The organism is Mycolicibacterium tusciae (assembly GCF_002086795.1).
Classification (GTDB): Bacteria; Actinomycetota; Actinomycetes; order Mycobacteriales; family Mycobacteriaceae; genus Mycobacterium; species Mycobacterium tusciae.
The window spans coordinates 22,348-40,806 of sequence record NZ_MVIM01000021.1 but is presented as its reverse complement, the minus strand read 5'-3'; the positions used below and the strand labels follow the sequence as shown (position 1 = coordinate 40,806).

The 18,459-nt window shown below is 65.6% G+C and carries 16 protein-coding genes; 9 read left to right on the top strand and 7 right to left on the bottom strand.

What is annotated here, in order from left to right:
* Positions 1-35: 35 nt before the first annotated feature.
* Positions 36-419 (bottom strand): BlaI/MecI/CopY family transcriptional regulator, encoded by a 384-nt coding sequence (locus BST47_RS26595; RefSeq protein WP_006243285.1) that lies wholly within the window; start codon positions 417-419, stop codon positions 36-38.
* A 574-nt stretch (positions 420-993) separates the two neighbouring features.
* Between BST47_RS26595 and BST47_RS26590 the strand changes: the two genes are divergently transcribed.
* The gene (locus BST47_RS26590; protein ID WP_234809882.1) at positions 994-2,847 is read left to right on the top strand and encodes a copper resistance CopC/CopD family protein; all 1,854 of its coding nucleotides are present in this window, start codon (positions 994-996) and stop codon (positions 2,845-2,847) included.
* Position 2,848: 1 nt separating this feature from the next.
* Here BST47_RS26590 and BST47_RS26585 read toward each other — a convergent pair whose 3' ends face one another.
* The 3 genes from BST47_RS26585 to BST47_RS30810 form a co-directional block, all read right to left on the bottom strand.
* The gene (locus BST47_RS26585; RefSeq protein WP_014211225.1) at positions 2,849-3,490 is read right to left on the bottom strand and encodes a class I SAM-dependent methyltransferase; all 642 of its coding nucleotides are present in this window, start codon (positions 3,488-3,490) and stop codon (positions 2,849-2,851) included.
* A gap of 52 nt (positions 3,491-3,542) precedes the next feature.
* On the bottom strand, positions 3,543-4,262 hold the full coding sequence (locus BST47_RS26580; protein WP_014211224.1) for a hypothetical protein: 720 nt from the start codon (positions 4,260-4,262) through the stop codon (positions 3,543-3,545).
* Between the two features lie 136 nt (positions 4,263-4,398).
* The gene (locus tag BST47_RS30810; protein WP_014211223.1) at positions 4,399-4,572 is read right to left on the bottom strand and encodes a hypothetical protein; all 174 of its coding nucleotides are present in this window, start codon (positions 4,570-4,572) and stop codon (positions 4,399-4,401) included.
* Positions 4,573-4,686: 114 nt separating this feature from the next.
* On the opposite strand from BST47_RS30810, the gene BST47_RS26575 reads away from it, so the two are divergent.
* The 5 genes from BST47_RS26575 (at position 4,687) to BST47_RS26555 (ending at position 8,957) form a co-directional block, all read left to right on the top strand.
* Positions 4,687-5,274 (top strand): TlpA family protein disulfide reductase, encoded by a 588-nt coding sequence (locus BST47_RS26575; RefSeq protein ID WP_014211222.1) that lies wholly within the window; start codon positions 4,687-4,689, stop codon positions 5,272-5,274.
* Positions 5,271-6,065 (top strand): cytochrome c biogenesis CcdA family protein, encoded by a 795-nt coding sequence (locus BST47_RS26570; RefSeq protein ID WP_014211221.1) that lies wholly within the window; start codon positions 5,271-5,273, stop codon positions 6,063-6,065. Before BST47_RS26575 ends, BST47_RS26570 begins: the two co-directional genes overlap by 4 nt.
* A gap of 433 nt (positions 6,066-6,498) precedes the next feature.
* A complete protein-coding gene (locus tag BST47_RS26565) occupies positions 6,499-6,717 on the top strand; it encodes a DUF2933 domain-containing protein (RefSeq protein WP_014211220.1) in 219 nt (72 codons plus the stop codon).
* 21 nt (positions 6,718-6,738) lie between these two features.
* Positions 6,739-7,443: an ABC transporter ATP-binding protein gene (locus BST47_RS26560; RefSeq protein ID WP_083128835.1), complete on the top strand. Its 705-nt coding sequence runs from the start codon at positions 6,739-6,741 to the stop codon at positions 7,441-7,443.
* Positions 7,440-8,957 (top strand): ABC transporter permease, encoded by a 1,518-nt coding sequence (locus BST47_RS26555; protein WP_014211218.1) that lies wholly within the window; start codon positions 7,440-7,442, stop codon positions 8,955-8,957. The genes BST47_RS26560 and BST47_RS26555 overlap by 4 nt, the downstream gene beginning before the upstream one ends.
* Positions 8,958-9,048: 91 nt before the next feature.
* Here the strand turns inward: BST47_RS26555 and BST47_RS26550 are convergent, their stop codons facing one another.
* The gene (locus BST47_RS26550; RefSeq protein ID WP_083128834.1) at positions 9,049-10,044 is read right to left on the bottom strand and encodes a Gfo/Idh/MocA family protein; all 996 of its coding nucleotides are present in this window, start codon (positions 10,042-10,044) and stop codon (positions 9,049-9,051) included.
* A 333-nt stretch (positions 10,045-10,377) separates the two neighbouring features.
* Here BST47_RS26550 and BST47_RS31495 point away from each other — a divergent pair, with 333 nt between their 5' ends.
* Positions 10,378-10,509: a hypothetical protein gene (locus BST47_RS31495; protein ID WP_272937649.1), complete on the top strand. Its 132-nt coding sequence runs from the start codon at positions 10,378-10,380 to the stop codon at positions 10,507-10,509.
* A 528-nt stretch (positions 10,510-11,037) separates the two neighbouring features.
* On the opposite strand, the gene BST47_RS26535 is transcribed toward BST47_RS31495, so the two are convergent.
* The gene (locus tag BST47_RS26535; RefSeq protein ID WP_014211215.1) at positions 11,038-11,703 is read right to left on the bottom strand and encodes a methyltransferase family protein; all 666 of its coding nucleotides are present in this window, start codon (positions 11,701-11,703) and stop codon (positions 11,038-11,040) included.
* Positions 11,704-11,880: 177 nt separating this feature from the next.
* Positions 11,881-12,993 carry a YncE family protein gene (locus BST47_RS26530; RefSeq protein ID WP_083128833.1) on the bottom strand — a complete coding sequence of 371 codons (1,113 nt, stop codon included), beginning with the start codon at positions 12,991-12,993 and terminating at the stop codon, positions 11,881-11,883.
* A gap of 547 nt (positions 12,994-13,540) precedes the next feature.
* On the opposite strand from BST47_RS26530, the gene BST47_RS26525 reads away from it, so the two are divergent.
* Positions 13,541-16,777 (top strand): beta-phosphoglucomutase family hydrolase, encoded by a 3,237-nt coding sequence (locus BST47_RS26525; RefSeq protein WP_083128875.1) that lies wholly within the window; start codon positions 13,541-13,543, stop codon positions 16,775-16,777.
* Positions 16,778-16,780: 3 nt separating this feature from the next.
* A complete protein-coding gene (locus tag BST47_RS26520; RefSeq protein WP_014211211.1) occupies positions 16,781-18,421 on the top strand; it encodes an ABC1 kinase family protein in 1,641 nt (546 codons plus the stop codon).
* The last annotated feature ends 38 nt before the right edge of the window (positions 18,422-18,459 follow it).

The following is an 18,459-nucleotide window of genomic DNA, read 5'->3' as shown; positions in this document are numbered from 1 at the left end:
TCGCGTCGCGCACCATTGAGAGCCGGCCCTCGCGCTTAGCGCTTGGCCGCTCGCTTCGTCCGTCGACGGAGCGCGGCACGCAGGCGCGCCGACTCCTCGGGGCCGATTTGTTCGAGGAAGTAGCTGAGAACCAGATCGGGTTGGCCGCCGGAGTCCAACGCCGCGCGCATGAGGCTTGCGCTGTGTTGCTCCCGGGTCAAGGTGGGCCAATACCGGTAAGCTTTGCCGTCGCGCTCTCGGGCCAGGTAGCCCTTGCTGTGCAGATTGTCCATCGTGGACATTACTGTGGTGTAGGCGATGTCGCGTTCTGCCGCTAGTTCGTCGAATATTTCTCGCACCGTCGTCGTCGTGTCGGAACCACGGTTCCAGATGCGGTCCATGATGACGGCTTCGAGTTCGCCAAATCCGCGTGTACGCACCGTTGGCCTCCCGGCTGTCCGTGTCGAGCCTCTGTCACGCATGGTGCGCCCCTTCGGCGGAACGGCGTATGGTCTACGTACCAAGAGCGTAATGCCGTTCCATACGGTTTGGTAATCGAAGGCTTGTCCCATGCATAACGTCAAAGGCGGCACGGGTGCAGCGCGCAGACTTCGTGCGTTCAGCCAGGCCCGGATCGGCAGCCGCTGATGCCCGCCACCGTCTCGCGACGATTATGGGACGAAGGAGACTGGCGCAGCTTCTTCCCGCCGGTGACGACTGCCGTTGCCGCGATAGCGCCCGACAACGGCCAAGAATCCGCCTCACCCGGTTCTTGCCATGGGCGAAAATCGTTGCCTTAGCAGCAGAACGAAGGCCATGTCCCCATCAACCGATGCTAGGTTACGCGCGACCGCGCCGGGCGCGTCGTTACCTGGTGTCAGGGGGCCGGCAAGCGAGGGTTGCAGACACCGGCTTCACAATGGCGCCCTTTGTGTCGACGGCGCCCAATGGCCGAGTCGGTGTCCCCGCATCATCACCTCGCTGCGGTGTGGGCTCATCGCGTTTGCGTTCGCCGTGCAGATATCGGTGGGGCCGGGGGCGGGTAGCGCGCAGGCGCATCCCACGTTGCTGTTCACCGAACCCACAGCAGAGACCGCGGTTGCGACGTCACCCGAGGCGATCACACTGCTGTTCAACGAACCTGTCACCATCGGCATGCGCGCGATTGTGGTGCTGGATCAATCCCGCCGCGACGTACCGGTCGGGCCGGCCAACCTCGCGCGCGACGGCCGCTTCGTCACCGCCGCGCCGGTTTCTGCTTTAGCGCCGGGGACCTATGCGGTCCGTTGGCGCGTCACCGGCGGTGACGGTGATCAGGTCGAGCAGGAGTTCCGCTTCGCGGTCGGCGTGACGCTGTCGGCTGCCGCGCCAACCGCTTCCGCGACGCCGGCTTGGGGTGAAAGTGCGTTGCGCTGGCTGCTTTTCGCCGGGTTGGCCGCCGCAGTCGGTGGCTTGATTGGTCGCCGTGCGACCGATGCTGCACGTGCTGCACGCCCGGATTTGTCACCCGTGCGGTCGTGGGCGCCTGCAGGGATGGTGGTTGCGCTCATCGCGGCGATGGCTTTGGTCGCTGGTCGGGCCCTTGACGCCGGCACCGTCAGTGCGGTGTGGGATGGCCGCGCGGGTGTGTTGCTGTTGATTGAGGCCGGTGGACTGTTGACTGCGTTGGCCCTTGCGAGTCGGGGTCGGTGGGCTCTGGTTCCGCTGGCGGTGGTGATCGCCGCCGACGGGATCCGCTCGCATGCGGGCACAACATTCGGCGGCTGGGGCGCGGTTCTGACCGGGGTGCACCTGGCGGCGGTCACGGTTTGGGTGGGCGCGCTCGTGCACACAACGCGGGCGGTGGTGGCGTGGCGAGCGGTGCCAAACGCCCTCCGTTGGGTCTTGGCCTCCTATGTCCGGCTGGCGGTGGTGACCTATCTCGTGGTGGTGGCCACGGGTGTGATCAGCGCGCTGATGTTAGTCCCCCTGCCGCAACTGGTCTCAACCACCTACGGCAAGGTGCTGCTGATCAAACTCGGGCTCGTCGTGGCAGCGTCGGCGGCGGCGCTGTCCTCGAGGCTGATCCACCGCGATACCCGTCAGGCGACGCGGATACGGAGAGCGATGGCCATCGAAGCCGCGCTTCTGGTGGTCGTGCTGGCAGCCAGCGCTGTGCTGGTGTCCACACCGCCGCCCACCGGGACGGCGGCGGCGCTGCCGCCGCAACCAACCGGTCCTGTCGTGTCGCTGGGCACCCTGGCCGGCCAGGTCGGTATCAGCCTGACCGCCAGTGAAGGGCTGCTCGTGGTCCGGCTGTCCACACCGCGGCGCGGCGACTACTACGCTGCTGAACCCGGCCAGGACTACAGCTTGGCGGCCTCGCTAGGTGAGTCGGCTCTCGCGCTGACCGGCTGCGGCAGCGGATGCTATTTCACGCGGCTGGCGTGGCGTGACGGTGACAATGTGTTGACGCTGCGCGCCGGAGCCACAGGCTGGCCCGGCGGCGCCACCGGGCTGATCGTATCGTGGCCACCGCGTCCCGGCGCGGCTGATCTGGCCGCAGCCGTCGCCGCGACCCGCGCGGCCGGCAGGCTCGCGGTCTATGAAACCGTCACCAGCGACACCACCGCCGACCCACCCGAACCGAACCGGCTCGACCTGGACGCCGCCTTCTTCCTCTCCCAGGAGCCCTATGCCGATGGCACCGCGCCGATCGCGGCGCGAACCTCGCCCCCAGGCACGGTGGTGCGCTTGGCGCTGGGTTATCCCGCCGCCTCCATCAACGTTCAGCTCACTCTCGACGACCGCGGCCGTATCACCGAGGAAATCCTCACCGACCCAAAGCATCTCGTGACGCGCCGCATCCTCTATCCCTCTCCTGAGTAACTCACGTGCCGGGGCGGGCGATTCCCAGAATGTGGGCCTGGGATGGAAAGAACCGCAGCGGCGCGTAGTGGAACCGTTGAAGGGATTCGATGGCGAATCCCGCGGCGCGGATAGCCGCCGCAGTGTCGCGGTTGAGGTGACAGCCCCCACCCACCCGTGACCACAGCGGCGTGAGGGCATCCTCCACCAACGCGAACCATGGTTTGGTCGAACGCACGTGCTCGAAGAACCGAAGCTGGCCGTTCGGCTTGAGCACCCGCCGCAGCTCGGCCAATGCGGCCGGCACATCCGCGACCGAGCACAACACCAACGACGCAACGGCACCGTCGAAGGTGGCATCTGCCACCGGCAGCGCGGTCGCGTGACCGGCCACCACGTGTACCGGCACAGCTGCGGTTTCAGCAGCCCGCTCAGCCAGTGTCCGCAGGTGATCCTCAGGCTCGACCGCGACGACTTCTGCGACCGTAGTCGGATAGTGGCCGAAGTTCATGCCGTTGCCGGCGCCGACCTCAATCACCCGGCCGGACAGGCCAGCAAGAGCTCGGTCGCGATGCTGCGCGGTGCCACGCTGCTCCGACTCGGCGCTGATCCGCTCATACATGCGTGCGAACCGTGGATGCTGGAATTCGGACAGATCCGCCATGTCGCCTCCTTCGCGGTCGGCCTGTGCAATTTTCCTTGCCGTCGGGCTGGCGTCACACGCCTTCGGCGAAGTCGTATGTCGAGGGAATGGTTTCGCCAGGGCGGGGGACGCCGTAGACCAGGGCGATCTCGTCGCGATCGCCCAGCATGATGGCCGCCGGGTTTCCGGTCTGCTGTGCGCCGTTGACGAAAACGCGCACGGCCTTACCGTCGACGGCGCGCAGCGCCCCGATGTTGTCCGCCGATAAATTCACCTGCCATTCGGTGAAAACCTCCCCCAGGCTGAACTGTCTTTTCACCGGGGACTCAACGTGAATCACGCCGCTGCCGTCATGGGTGTGCAGCGGGCTAATAGTGCCGCGCTTGGTGTCGATACCCAACTCGGCTGGAACCGCCACAGGCTGCCCGTCAACGAGTACATCCAGATGGGCGTGAATGTGCTCCACGGCCCCTTCGCTACCTAACATCGGCAACCCGGCTGCGGCCACCGCCGCACTCGCATCCGCAGGCGCCGGCCACGGCGGCATCGTTTCGCCGCCCGCGGCCACGGTGGCCGGTGGACTCTGCAGGCTCGCCGATTCCGTGTCCGGTGTGGGCTGTCCGGGCGATTTAATGATGCTGATAATCACGATCACCACAATGGGAGCGGCGAAGACAACGCCGGCGGCCAGCCACAGCCAGCCGCTACGCCGGCTCGACTGCGCACGCGCGATGGCCTTGCGTCCATCTCGTGAAGACTTCACCGTCGTACGGGGGCTTTTCCTCGCCGCCATGAACACGCTCCCTTCGTCTGCAGACGCGTCGTCACCTGAAGCTACTGCGTAGCTTAGTAGCTAGTCCTCGACCTAATTGTTCTTCGCAGGACACGTCAACAGGGCAGCGTCCAGGCCGGAAACGAGTTCGGCAACCTCAGATGTGGTGTTGTCGTTCAGACTTCAGCTGGTCGACCTCCGCCCGCAGTCGAGTCATTTCCTCACGCTCAGGCATGTCCGTCCCGCGACTGGGCCGCATCATCAGGAACATCATCGCGCCCATACCAACCGGGCAGGCCAGCGCGGCGGCCGCCAAGAGTAGCTGCTCCATTCGGGACTCCCTTCGGCGCGTAGGATCCTGCGCGCCGTCGTTCGCACGCGTTGACCTACGATCTACGTACACGCATAGTAGACCCGATGGAAATCCATCACCAGTGGAGAACCGATGCCCAATCGCCTGCGTGCACTCGGGGTGTGCGCCATCGCGGCCCTCATCGTGGTGGGATGCGCCACTGGACGCGATGCCGTCGCGCAGGGCGGCACATTCGAGTTCGTGTCACCCGGGGGCAAGACCGACCTCTACTACGATCCGCCGGAGTCACGGGGCAGCATCGGCGACCTCACGGGTCCCGCGCTGATGGACGATCGAGCGATCCATCTATCCGATTTCGCCGGCAAGGTGGTCGTGGTCAACATCTGGGGGTCCTGGTGCGCACCGTGTCGCACCGAGACTCCAGAGCTGGAGCAGGTGTTCAGTGAGACCGAACCCCTCGGCGTGGCATTCCTCGGTATCGATGTGCGGGATGACCGTTCGGCGGCAAAGGATTTCGTCACCGACCGCAATGTAAGCTACCCGTCGATCTTCGACCCTGCGATGCGCAGCCTGATCGCCCTCGGCAAGGGCTACCCCACCAGCGTGGTACCCACCACGCTGGTCCTCGACCGCAAGCACAGGGTCGCGGCTGTCTACTTGCGGACGCTGCTCGCCGAGGATCTGCGGCCCGCCGTGCAGCGGATCGCGGCAGAGCCATGAGCGCACACGCCCAGGGCATCGGTGACGCTTTCGGCGCGGCGGCGGCGTCCGGACCGCTGCTGCTCGGGCTGGGCGCGGCCGCACTAGCCGGTACCGTCTCCTTCGCGTCTCCCTGTTGCATCCCCTTGGTGCCAGGCTATCTGTCCTACCTCGCCGGCGCCGCAGGGGCGAACGGCTCACCAGATGAGCCGCCGGCAGCGCGGGATTCGTGGCGTGCAGCCGGTGCTGCCCTATTGTTTGTCGCCGGGTTCACAGTCGTGTTCGTTGCAGCGACGGCGTCAGTGTTCGGATTGATCGGCGCACTGGCACTCAGCAGCAACCTGCTGCAGCAGATCGGCGGCGTAATCACCATCGTCATGGGCCTGGTATTCATCGGGTTCATCCCAACGCTGCAGCGCGACATCAGGTTTCACCCACGCCGGATGACCGGCATGGTGGGAGCACCGCTGCTCGGCGCGACATTCGGGCTCGGCTGGACGCCCTGCTTGGGACCCACGCTGGCCGGCGTCCTCTCCGTGTCCGCCGGCACGCAAGGCGTAACTGCGGCACGCGGGGTGCTTCTCATCGTCGCGTATTGCCTAGGACTTGGCGTGCCATTTGTCCTGCTGGCGCTGAGCACGAGCGCGATGCAGCGCTGGTTGGGGTGGCTCCGGCGCAACACCCGCCGCATACAGATCGTCGGTGGCGCCATGTTGATCGCCGTGGGCATCGCACTGGTGACCGGTGAATGGGCCGTTTTCGTCGGCTGGATCCGCGACCAATTCGTGACGACCACGGTGCTGCCAATATGAGCCCGAGACCTGTGCATAGCAGCGCCCACCAGCCACTTTGACTCAGCCGGCCTAGAGGCCGCGTGAACGGATGGGGGCCAAGCACGTCGATCTGAAAGTGCAACTCGAGCGAGGCACCGTCATCGACACGCCGCCAACACTAATCAATCACCTCTGCCATGGGTTGCACGGCACTGGACGATCGAGCCCCGCTGTGACGACATGCTCCTTGTCGGCGCGGCCCGGAGGGTCAAAAGTACTGGCTTTGAGCGTCGCGCTCGCCGCGCCCGTTGGCGGCTACCGCATCCCGGCAACGGCGATACGGCCGCGAACCCATAGGGACTTTGGTCCATACAGATGATGACCTTTGTGCTACGGATCAAGTCCGTAGTCCCATTGGCTTCGCCACGCAAGTGGCGCACCGTTAATCCAAACCTGAACGGAAGGAAACAAGATGAAGCGCCAGTATTACCCGTGGTACGCAATAGCCTTGGCCGCCGCGATCGTCGCCGCAGTCGTCGTCGGGGTGCCAATCTCGACGCTCTTACTCCTGCTGGTGGTGTTGGCGTGCCCGCTGATGATGATGTTCATGATGGGTGGCGGCCACGGTCATGGGTCCGATGGCAGTAGCGATGACACGCATCAACACCACGACTCCTCCGGACGCTCCTAACCGATCGAGTACCGATCGATCATGAATCACAAGGCGACCGCAACAGCGACATCCGATGAGCCGGTGACAGGGTCGTCCCTGTCTGTGCTGTCGGCACAGGGGATTGAAAAGTCGTTTCGCCAGGGCATGTGGCCCGTGTCGCACCGCCAGTCGGTGCTGCGGGGCGTCGATCTGACCCTCTCTCCGGGTGAGGTCGTCGTATTGGTGGGCGAGAACGGTTCCGGCAAGTCGACGATGATGAAGATCCTCGTCGGCGAATTGGCCCCCGACGCTGGGACCGTGACCCGCTCGGGGATCCTCGGCTATTGCCCGCAGCAGCCGGTCGTCTATGACCGGCTGACGTGCGACGAGCACATCGAACTGTTCGCCCGCGCCTACCGAATGACCCACGAGGCCGAACGGCGTGCCCGCCGAGACCTATACGAAGCGTTGGGCTTTGAACGATATGCGGGCACACGCGCCGACCGCCTCTCCGGCGGCACGTTGGCCAAGCTCAACCTGACCCTAGCTATGCTGCCCGACCCTCAAGTCTTGTTGCTTGACGAGCCCTACGCCGGACTCGACTGGGACACCTACCTGAAGTTCTGGGAGTTGATGAGCCATCGCCGCGAAGCGGGACGATCGGTGCTGATCATCAGCCATTTCGTGGCCGACGAACATCGCTTCGACCGCATCCTTCAGCTCTGCAACGGGCAGGTGTGCACGGGGCAGGCCGTCCAGCGATGACGACCGCGGTGCATGAGCAATGGCGGCCAACACTGCTGCTGACCCGGTCATTTGTCGCCGGCTATGTGCGCAATCCAGTGAACTTGATAGTCATGGTCCTGGTACCGCTGGTGTTCGTCATGGTGGCGGCCCGCTCATTGGCCGATGCGATGGAGTTGTTGGGCGGGGAGCTCGGCCCCGCGCTTGAGACCACGACGGCGGGCTGGGCGGCCGGCTTCCTCTCCAGCCTGGCGATGTACTTCCAAGTCCGTTCAGCCCGCGCCGCTGACAAGCGGATGCTGCTGGCCGGCTTGCCGCCGGCACGTCTGATCGCCGGCCGGGCGGGCACCGGGCTGCTGCTGGCTGGCCTGGTGTCGGCGGTGGCGTTGGTCGCGTTGGCGGTGCGCACGGGAATCGACGATCCGGGCCGCGTGATCGCTGGCACTTTGATGTTCGCCGTCATCTATCTGGCGATCGGCGCGCTTGTGGGTGTGGCGGTTAGCAATCCGGTCAACGGCGCGGTGGCGATCCTGCTCATCTGGATAATCGACGTGTTCTTCGGTCCCGGGGGCAGCGGTGGCGACTACGTGATATCGCGGTTCTTCCCAACGCATTTCGTCACGCTGTGGATGGTCGACCTGCCATCGCGTCACGGTGGGCGGCTGGGCGATCTCGGAATTTCCCTTGTCTGGGTCGTGGGTGCGGTTGTGGTCGCCGCGGCGGTGTTGGCGGCGGGCTCACGCACCGGCCGACGCAGCCATCGCACTTCTGGACAGTTGGCTACCGCGCTGCGGTTCGGTCTGGTCGATCTGCGCCGAAACCCGGTGCTGCTGGTACTCCTGGTGATTGTGCCGGTGCTGTTCGTGCTGCTTGCGAAGATCACCACACCGGCTCGCAACCTACTCCTCACCGTGACCGAGGACGGCGCCTCCCGCACCGCATCGTTCTGGTTCCCAGAGGTGCATGCCGGAACCATGGCACCGATCGCGATCGCGGGGCTGGCCGCCCTGGCCGGCATGTTCGTGGTCATCGACGCCGCAGCCGGAGACGGACGGCTGCGGCTGGCCGGCTACCGCACGCGCGTCGTGGTGGCGGCCCGGCTCGGCGTCGTCGCCGTTGCCGTTGTCGTCATATCGGTGGCCGCGCTGGCCATGACGGCGACCGTGTTCGATGCCGCTCAATGGGCCGGGTACGCCGGCGCCAACCTACTGCTCGGCATGACCTATGCGCTGGTCGGCGTGATCATCGGACCGCTGTTTGGCCGCGTGGCTGGGGTGTTCATCGCCTTCTTGGTCCCGTTTCTCGATCTGGGGATCGCTCAGAGCCCGATGCTTCGTCCCGTACCCGAGGAATGGGCAAATCTGCTACCTGGATACGGCTGGACCAAGGTACTTTTCGACACCGGCCTGACCGCACACTTCGACCAGACCGGACCACTGCTGGCCGGGCTGGCCTGGCTCGGCGGCCTGCTGGTTGTTGCTTCGTTGGTGCTCGCACGTTCACGCCAGCAGGGCCGCACCCTTGTTGCTGGATGACGACTCCGCTGCCGGCGTCTTCACCAGCGGTTTCGCCTCGTGACGGATCGGTCCTGCGCGGCACGGCAAGCCAGCAACGCGTCGGGCGCGTTCAGCTGGGTTCGCGGAGTGGGAGGCCAGCGGCGCGATAGATCGCATCGATGACGGTCATGTTCTCGACCGCGTCTTCGGGCGTCGTGGTCACCGGTTCGCCGCGCAGCACTGCCGCGGCGAAAGCGTCGAGCTGATATGCGTAGGACGCGCGGCGCGAGAAACGCTCCACCCGCGTGCCGTCGGCTGATCGGACGGAGAGCCGGTGAAAGAACTGGGGCATTACCGGATTGAGCACGCGCAGCTCGCCCTGGTCGCCAACCACCTTCGCGCTGATCTGCAGCAGATCCGACGACCACATCGAGCAGTGGACCCGGCCGGTGTGCCCGCCGGCAAACTCGGCCGTCATGGCCCGGTCGATCTGCCGATCCTGCAGTTTCGCCTGCGCCGAAACAACTTCCGGAGTTGCACCGCCGAACGTGCGGGCCATATGGACCGCATAGCACCCGGCGTCCATCGTCGCGCCGCCGGCGAGCGAGTAGTTGTAGCGGATGTCGGAGAACTTCGGTAGCGGGTAGCACAAGGTCGCCTCCACCCGCTCAAGCTTCCCCAATTCGTCCGAGGCAATGATCTGCCTAATTCGCGCAGCCAGCGGGTGGTAGTAGTAATGGAACGCCTCCATCACGACCCGGCCGGACTTCGCGGCGAGTTCGGCGATCTCACTGGCTTCGGCGGCGTTGGCGGTGAACGGCTTTTCGCACAGCACGTGCTTGCCGCTGGCCAGTGCGGCGCGGGTCCACCGGCCGTGCAAGCTGTTCGGCAGCGGGTTGTAGATTGCGTCGAGGTCCGCGTCGGCGATCAGTGTCTCGTAGCTTGCGTGGACCCGGGCGATGCCGTGTTTGGCGGCAAAGGCCCGGGCACGCGAGACGTCGCGCGCCGCCACAGCGGCGACCACGACCTCGTCGTTTCGTTTGGCTGGCTTGATGAGCGCCATCGGTGCGATACGCGCTGCGCCCAGGATGCCAATGCGCAGCGGGGAGGCCGCATTTCCCGTCACGGACGCGACGCTAGCACTTGTGCCGGCTCGGTCGGTGAGGCGAGAAGTCGGGCGACTCGGCGACGACATCTCGGCCCTGCGCTGGCTGGCTGAGTGACTTCGGGAGCACTTCAGCGAGGCGCCGCACACGAAATGTCTTCTGTCCGCGCCACAATGACGAGCCGCGGCCAGGCTGTCAGGGCGGCTTTGCCTGGCGTCACCAACAAGATGACGGCGCTCGCGAATGACATCTGGCCCTGCAGTGATCGACATTGTCCTCTAGGCACGCGACCGGCACGCGGCGCAATGTCAAACAACCACCACATATCTGCGTACGTCCTTATCACCTTGGGCGTGCTCTTCGCCGCCATCGTGTTGGTCACCCACGGGATCGCGCTATTGCTCCTCCCGTTGGCAATGATCGTCGGACCGCTGATCCTGCTACTCATGACAACCAACGAACGCACCGACCGATCCGGCAAGTAGCACGCGGCGAGACCGATGCGCACGAGCAGCGTAGGCGTAACGGCCTCTGCTCACTGCAGTGCTCAGCGAAGGCCCGGGTCGCTCGGCGATGGCGGTGCAGACCAGGATCTCCCGCTTGCCCTCGGTGTCGTGCCCGGGGACATGCACTGGCAGCCCGGGCCAGCGCCTCGGTGAGCACCGCGATTTGTGGTTGGCGGTTCGACCCCGCGTTGAGCTTCTCCCCAATCCTTGACTGTTCGCTTCGCCGTTCGGCGCTCGCGTTCAGCCTGCGCACGAAATCCGCGCCGTGGTTGGACGGACGCGGCTTACTCGGCATGAAAAGACTTGCAGCGTCGGATCGTTGGCGCCCGGTCCCATCGTCACTATGAGCGCGACATCCACCTCGCCCAGCGCCGCCCGCAGGGAACCGGCACCGGGATCGTGCAGGTCGACCACCCGGTCGGCCCGCGCGCCCACCGCGCCGTATCCCCGAGAGCCAGTAATCGCATCCGGCGACCTCACCTACTGGCCAATCAGTCGCGACGGTCCTCACCGCTGAACGAGAGGCGTATGGGGCGGTTTACGTGTGAGCGAGCGGATGTGGGGCACGAATGCCGAGGTTCGCGCTGCGTATTCGTTCCACTGCTGGCCGAATCGGTCCGCTACCGCGCGTTCTTCGGTGCGAGCCAGTCGCGCGTAGATATAGACGAGCACGGGGAACATGATCAGGGTGGGGATTGTCGGCCACTGCAACAAGAAGCCCATCATCACCAGCAGAAAGCCGTCGTATTGCGGATGCCGTACCCAAGCATACGGTCCGGTGGTGGCGAGCCGATCGGCCCGGGCCGCCTCGTGCAGATGCCGCCAGCCGGCTGCGATGAGCCAGAAGCCCGCGCCGATTGCCACATAGCTGGCGAGATGGAAGGGGCTTAGATGTGGGTCGCCGGTCCAACCGATCAGGTCATTCCACAGGTGCCCGCCGGCGTGGGTGTCGCGCAGCAGCGGGAACCGTGATCCAAGCCAGCTCCCGAGCAGATACACGGTTAACGGGATGCCATACATTTCGGTGAACAGCGCCACCAAGAAGGCGGTGTATGCACCCATCGCCCGCCAATCATGATTCGTTCGTGGGTGAAAGAAACTCAGTCCAAATGCCGCGAATAGCAAGGTGTTCACGAGTACTAACGGCCACAAGCCGTAGGCTGCATCTGCCATCGCACACCTTCTGTGATTGTTCTAGCAGTGACGTTTCAACGTTGCATCGGCCAGCTGCGCGAGCCGATGGGACAACGTCCGCGATCGGGTGTCCATTAGGCACAATCTCGGACTAACCAAAGACCTTCACGTGTCCACGGACGTCAAAGGCGCTGCGTCTGCTCATGCCCGCCTTGGTTAATGGTGCGCAGTGTGGTCTTGGACGCTCGGGGATTGTGCTGGGACTTTCAGCGTGGCGGTCGTTGTGCCGGATGCGGCCGGGGGGCGCGACGTGTAGCTGATCCCGCTGGGACCCGTGCCGACAGCGATTGTCGCCACAATCGACCGGCTGGGTAGGTCGATGACGGACACCGTGTTGTCGTAGGTGTTTGTGACCCATGCCCGCGTTCCGGAAGTGTCGATGACTACTCCGTGTGGCCCCGAGCCGGTGCCGACGGTGCCGCGAACGGTCATTGCCGCGGTATCGATCACCGACAGCGCATGTCCGGGCTTTTCTGCAGTGCCCTGATCGGCCGACAACACAGTTGTCTCGTCCGGCGTCAGGTACACCTGGACCGGAGAGGCGGACACCTGTGCGGTGCCAACAACCTTGCGGGCGGTCAGATCCACTTTCACCACTGCCGGAGGGTCGGTGATACCGGCGTAGGCGTACCGTCCATCGGCGGTGACTGCAACCTGCGCCGGGCCGGGGCCCACCGGGACAGAGCCCAAGAACCGATCGTTGGCAGGGTCGATGAGATCGACCGTCCCAGCCATCGTGTTGGCCACCACGATCAGCGAGCCGCCGGCGGCGGGGCGTAGTCCGTGGGGCATCCCGCCCAGGTCGATCCGGCCCGTCGCCTCAAGGCCCCGAGCCTGGTACACCGACACAGTGCCATCCCCGGAATTGGAGACATAAACTTTGCCGTTCGGTACCTCGATCACATGGGCCGGAGCTGATCCTGTGGCTGCGACCGCGGCGACCGTGTACGTGGCTGCGTCGATGGCCATCACCGTGTTGCTGTCGCTGACGGCGTACACGGTTGCCCCGGCGCGGCCGACTTGAACGTTGTGCGGTCCTTTGATGCCGGTCACGGTCATCGCCACGGTGTTTGTGGCCGCATCCACGACGGTCAGGCTTTCACCGCCCTCGTCGGCCACCCACACCGACCCGGAGACGACTCTGCTCGTCCCTGCCGGCGATGTTGTCGTCAGTGGCTGGTTTGACGAAACCGTCGTTGCGCCGGAACAGCCCGCCAGCGCTGCAGCCAGCGTGACAACTGCGGCAGCGGCAACAAGCCGAATGTTCATGGCATGTAGTCCTTTCGGCTGACTGTGCTCGGTCTCTTGATGTTCGATGTCGCTGTGCCACCAGCGAGACGACGTTCAGGCTCGTCGGCCGTGTCCTCGGCGCCGAGCGCCTCGTCGATCTTGTCGGCGATAACCTCCGTGTAGCTAAGGGTGTAGTGCATTACGTCGCCAACGTTGCACCCCTCGGGCGAGCAGCCCAATGGGACAACGTCTGCTGTCGGCCCACCGAAAGGCCCAAATCCGACTGACGAAAGTCCCTGAACTTGTCGGTCTGGCGCCAACCAGCAGATCGGGCCCCTACGCTCATGCGCACCTGCCCAGTACTGTTGGCGCTAGTAGATGGCGCACGCCACGATCAAGGACCGATAACGACGATGGCTGTCTTTCCCGAGGACCGACCGCAACCGGCTGCCGAGATCCTCCTCCCGCCGCATCCGGCAGGACCCCGATTGGGCCCTGTATCGGCGCACGTTTGGCCCGGGGACAGCCGGTTCACCGCGACCCGCTGCGACGGGGCCGGGTCCGGCAGTTCCGGTCGGTGTTGCTGATGCACCTCGACCACCTGCCGGTGCCTGCCGGGCGTACCCGCAACGGCTACGGCGCGGCGATCTTCGACATGGACGGGGTGATCACCGACACCGCAACCGTGCACGCGGCGGCGTGGAAGATGCTGTTCGACACGGTCCTTCCCACCATCGGGAGTGACCGCCAGCCGCCCTTCGACGCGGAACGCGACTACCGCACCTACGTCGACGGGCGCACCCGCGAAGGCGGTGTAAGCGCACTGCTGGCCTCGCGCGGTCTCGACGTGCCGGTCGGAAGCACCGATGATGGCCCGGAGCAACTGACCGTGTACGGACTCGGCGCACGCAAACAGCGGATCTTCGAGGACCTGCTTGCCCAGGCAGGGGTGTCGGTGTTTCCCGACGCGAGAAAACTGCTCGTCGAACTTCAGGCGCGCAATGTGCCCGCGGCGCTGGTGACCTCCAGCCGCAACAGTCAGGCGGTTCTTGACGCGGGCGGGGTGACACACTTCTTCTCGGTGCGTGTCGATGGCATCGACGCGATGCGGCTGTCGCTGCCCGGCAAACCCGACCCGGCGATGTTCATCGAGGCGGCCCGCCGGCTATCCGTGCCGCCGTGCGATGCGATCGTGTTCGAAGATGCCACCGCCGGTGTCAGCGCCGCCGCAGACGGAGGTTTTGGTCTGGTCGTGGGGGTCGATCGCACCGGAGCCGGATCAGCGCTGGCCGACGCGGGTGCGGACGTGGTGGTGACCGACCTCACCCAGATGCCGCCGACCCCGAGCGGCCGCGGCCACGCAAACCGGGCATGGTGCGGCGGCGCGACGGTCCCCGCCCAGGCCGGGTGGCAGCTGGTCTACGACCACTTCGACCCAGCACAGGAAGGGACCCGGGAGGCTCTGTGCACGCTCGGCAACGGCTATTGGGCCACCCGCGGCGCCGTCGCCGGCAGCACCGCCGACAACGTCCATTACCCGGGTACTTACCTCGCGGGGGTCTACAACCGGCTCACCACCGATCTGAACGGAGCCACCGTCGAGACCGAACACCTAGTCAACGCCCCAGACTGGACGCATCTAACGGTACGGTTCGCCGGCGGGGCGCCGTTGCGTCCAGGATCGCCGGACATGGTAAGCCACGAGCAGACACTCGACATCCGCGCCGGCGTCCTGACACGTACCAACCGCTACCGCGACACGGCCGGCCGCACCGTGCGACTCACGTCACGACAGATACAGTCCCTGACCCATCCACACCTGGCCGCCCTCGAAGTCATGCTCGAATCCGAAAACTGGTCCGGGGACATGATTGTCGAGTCCGGAATCAACGCCGACGTCGCCAACCGCAATGTGCCCGCCGACCACGAGCTGGCCCACCACCATCTCATCCCCACAGCCACAACAGAAGTCGACCGCGAAACTGTGCTCGCCGACGTTGCGACAAGCCAATCTCACATCAGCATCGCCACCGTCGCGCGCACCCGTGTCCGCGGCGTTGACGCAGTGATCAACCGCGAGCCTGTGCTGGCGCCCGCCTACGCAGGACACACCTTGACTGTGCACCTCGAGCCGGGCACACACGTGGCGATAGAGAAAGTCGCGGCGGTGGCCACCTCTCGGGACCGGGCCATCTCGACCGCCGCCGCGGACGCATGCAACCGCATCGGCCGGGCTCCCGGATTCGGCGAGCTGTTCGAGGACCACGAGCAGGCGTGGGAGCAGATGTGGCAGCGATTCGGGATCGATCTGGCCGCGGGCCCGCAGCAGTCGCTGGCATTGAATCTGCACATTTTCCATGTGCTACAAACCATTTCGGCCGCGAGCCCAGACCTCGATGCCGGCCTGCCGGCCCGAGGCCTGCACGGCGAGGGCTACCGCGGCCACATCTTCTGGGACGAACTGTTCGTCTATCCGATGCTGACCCTGCGCCAACCCGAACTGACCCGGTCCTTGTTGCTGTACCGCTATCGCCGCCTGGGCGCCGCCCGCGCCGCTGCCCGCGCCGCAGGCCTGGCCGGCGCGATGTTCCCATGGCAGTCCGGCAGCGAGGGCCGCGAAGAAACACCCACACAACTGCTCAACGTCCGCAACGGACAATGGGTACCGGACAACTCGCACCGTCAGCGCCACGTCGGGCTGGCCGTCGCCTACAGCGTGTGGCAGTACCACCAGGCCACCGGCGACATCGGATTTCTCACCGACTACGGGGCGGAGATCCTGGTCGAAGTGGCGCGGCTGTTCGCCAGCTTGGCGGCACACGACCCGGCCGATGACCGCTTCGACATCGTCGGGGTGATGGGACCCGACGAATATCACGACGGCTACCCCGACACACCCGGGCAGGGACTGCGCAACAACGCCTACACCAATGTCCTGGCCGCCTGGGTGCTGGCCCGCGCGCAGGAGACGGTGGCGCTGTTGGCACATCGTGACTGTGAGCAACTCTGGCGTCGCCTCCACCTCCAGCCCGAGGAGCCGGCCCATTGGCGCCGAGTCGGCAGCAGGCTGCGTGTCCCCTTCCACGACGGCGTCATCAGCCAGTTCGACGGCTACGACGAGCTGGCCGAATTCGATTGGGATCGCTACCGCAGCCGCTACGGCAACATCGGACGTTTGGATCTGATCTTGCACGCCGAGGGCGACACCACCAACCGCTACAAGCTCTCCAAGCAGGCCGATGTGCTGATGTTGTTCTACCTGTTTTCGGCCGAGGAACTGCGCGCCGTGTTCGCCGAGCTCGGCTACGAGCTGCCGCCGGAGCTGATTGTTCGCACGGTTCGCTACTACCTGGCCCGCACCAGCCACGGGTCGACGTTGAGCAGGCTGGCCCACGGGTGGGTGTCGGCGCGCACCGACCGGCGACGATCGTGGTCGCTGTTCACCGAGGCGCTGCAGGCCGATCTGGCCGACACCCAAGGAGGCGCCACCCGCGAAGGCGTCCACATCGGTGCCATGGCTGGCACCGCCGACATGGTGATCCGCTGCTATGGCGGCGTGGAGACCCGAGGCGATGTGCTGTGGCTACACCCGGTGTTGCCCGCAGAGCTCACCGCGGCGTCGTTTCGGCTGCGCTACCGCGGTCAGCCGATCAGCGTCGATCTGACCCAGCAGCAGGCACGACTACATCTGCCGCCGTGTTCGGCCGCCCCGGTCCAACTCTGCGTCGAGGGCATCGAAAAGACACTGAACGCGGGCGAACTCTGGGAAGTGCCGTTATCGTCTGCGGCGCCGGAGCCCTCCCCCACTGAGCTGAAGTTGTAAGCCATGGCCCACGGTGAGCGGTACCGGCAGATCGCGGAAACCCTGGCGCGCCATGGTTTTGGATTCTTCATCGGCGTGGCGGGTCTGCAACGATGGGTGCCGCTGCACCACGGACTGCTGGGTCATGAACGCCGCGAACAGCCCTATTCCAACCCCGACCACCTGAGGCTGGCTCTTGAGCAGCTCGGCCCCAGCTTCGTCAAGCTGGGCCAAATCCTGTCCACCCGCCCGGATCTGCTGCCCGAGCCCTACCGACAGGAATTGGCCAAGCTGCAGGACTCGGCCCCACCAGTTCCCGCTCCGGTGATCACCGAGCTCGTCGAACGTGAGCTTGCAGGTCCCCCGTCGCAGATCTTCGCGACCTTCGACCTGGAACCGTTGGCCAGCGCCTCACTGGGGCAGGCGCACGCCGCCACCCTGCACGACGGGACCGAAGTCGTGGTCAAGGTGCGCCGCCCGCATGCAGTCGAACAGGTCGAGCAGGATTTGGAGGTTCTGCGCAATCTCGCGGCACGCGCGAGTCGGCGCTGGGAGGCGGCCGCCGACTACGACCTGGTGGGCATCGCCGAAGAGTTCGCCGATACCTTGCGGGCCGAACTCGACTACCTGCACGAAGCCCGCAACGCCGAGCGATTCGCCGCCAACTTCGCCGCCAGCCCCACGATCCGGATCCCCCGAATCTATTGGGACACCACCACCTCGCGCGTGTTGACCATCGAGCGCATCAGGGGAATCAAGATCAATGACGTGCACGCGCTCGACGCCGCCGGTATAGACCGGCGAGTCTTGGCGGACAACGCGGCTCGGGCGGTCGCGAAAATGATCTTCGAGGACGGGTTCTTCCACGCCGATCCCCACCCGGGCAATCTCTTCGTCGAACCTGACGGCCGCATTGGCCTGATTGATTTCGGCATGGCGGGTGAGATCGATGAACGCCTGCGCGAGCAACTCGCCGCGCTGCTTATCGCGCTGGCCGGGCAGAATCCTCGCCGCGTGGCTTCGGCTGTCGCCGAACTCAGTTCAACCAAGGGCACGATCAACGTGTCCGCACTTACCGCGGACCTGGCGCCCATCCTGCAGCGCTACACCGGACGAGCGCTGGGGAACATCCCGATCGCAGCGTTGATCCACGATGTACTCGCGGTGGTCCGCCAGCACCACCTGAAACTGCAGCGCGAACTGGCGTTGCAGTTGAAGATGCTTGTCATGGCCGAAGGCCTAGGGGCAGAACTCGATCCGGCATTTCAGCTGGCCGCGATCATCGGTCCCTACGCCCGTCGCCTTGTCGCCGGCCGGTATTCGCTGGACGCATTGGCCCGCCGATTCGGCCAAGCCGGCGTCGACGTGCTCGACTTTACCGCGGAACTACCGGACCAGTTGCGCCGGTTGCGAGACGTGCTTGATGCCGGTGGACCCGAAGTTCACCTTCGTGCAGCCGAGTTGGAGCCATTCGTCGGCAGGCTCGAGGCGACCGGTCACCGGTTAGGTGCGGCGCTGATAATCGCCGCTCTGGTGCGTTCTATCGGGGACGTCATGGTCGCCGATCCGCGCCACCGACGGTCCCGGGCCGTCTCTGTCGTGGGTGCCGGCCTGGGATCGGTGGGCGCCTACCTCGCGTTGACGTCGCGCCCACGCCGAAGGTAGGGCTCGTGGCTGGCCGCGCATGCGGGAAGACCAAAAGT

Bases quoted from the DNA above. Each gene is read 5' to 3' on its own strand.
- BST47_RS26535 (WP_014211215.1), bottom strand. From the start codon at position 11,703: ATGGCAGATGCAGCCTACGGCTTGTGGCCGTTAGTACTCGTGAACACC.
- BST47_RS30810 (WP_014211223.1), bottom strand. From the start codon at position 4,572: ATGGAGCAGCTACTCTTGGCGGCCGCCGCGCTGGCCTGCCCGGTTGGT.
- BST47_RS26575 (WP_014211222.1), top strand. From the start codon at position 4,687: ATGCCCAATCGCCTGCGTGCACTCGGGGTGTGCGCCATCGCGGCCCTC.
- BST47_RS26580 (WP_014211224.1), bottom strand. From the start codon at position 4,262: ATGGCGGCGAGGAAAAGCCCCCGTACGACGGTGAAGTCTTCACGAGAT.
- BST47_RS26525 (WP_083128875.1), top strand. From the start codon at position 13,541: ATGCACCTCGACCACCTGCCGGTGCCTGCCGGGCGTACCCGCAACGGC.
- BST47_RS26560 (WP_083128835.1), top strand. From the start codon at position 6,739: ATGAATCACAAGGCGACCGCAACAGCGACATCCGATGAGCCGGTGACA.
- BST47_RS26555 (WP_014211218.1), top strand. From the start codon at position 7,440: ATGACGACCGCGGTGCATGAGCAATGGCGGCCAACACTGCTGCTGACC.
- BST47_RS26585 (WP_014211225.1), bottom strand. From the start codon at position 3,490: ATGGCGGATCTGTCCGAATTCCAGCATCCACGGTTCGCACGCATGTAT.
- BST47_RS26565 (WP_014211220.1), top strand. From the start codon at position 6,499: ATGAAGCGCCAGTATTACCCGTGGTACGCAATAGCCTTGGCCGCCGCG.
- BST47_RS26570 (WP_014211221.1), top strand. From the start codon at position 5,271: ATGAGCGCACACGCCCAGGGCATCGGTGACGCTTTCGGCGCGGCGGCG.
- BST47_RS26530 (WP_083128833.1), bottom strand. From the start codon at position 12,993: ATGAACATTCGGCTTGTTGCCGCTGCCGCAGTTGTCACGCTGGCTGCA.
- BST47_RS26520 (WP_014211211.1), top strand. From the start codon at position 16,781: ATGGCCCACGGTGAGCGGTACCGGCAGATCGCGGAAACCCTGGCGCGC.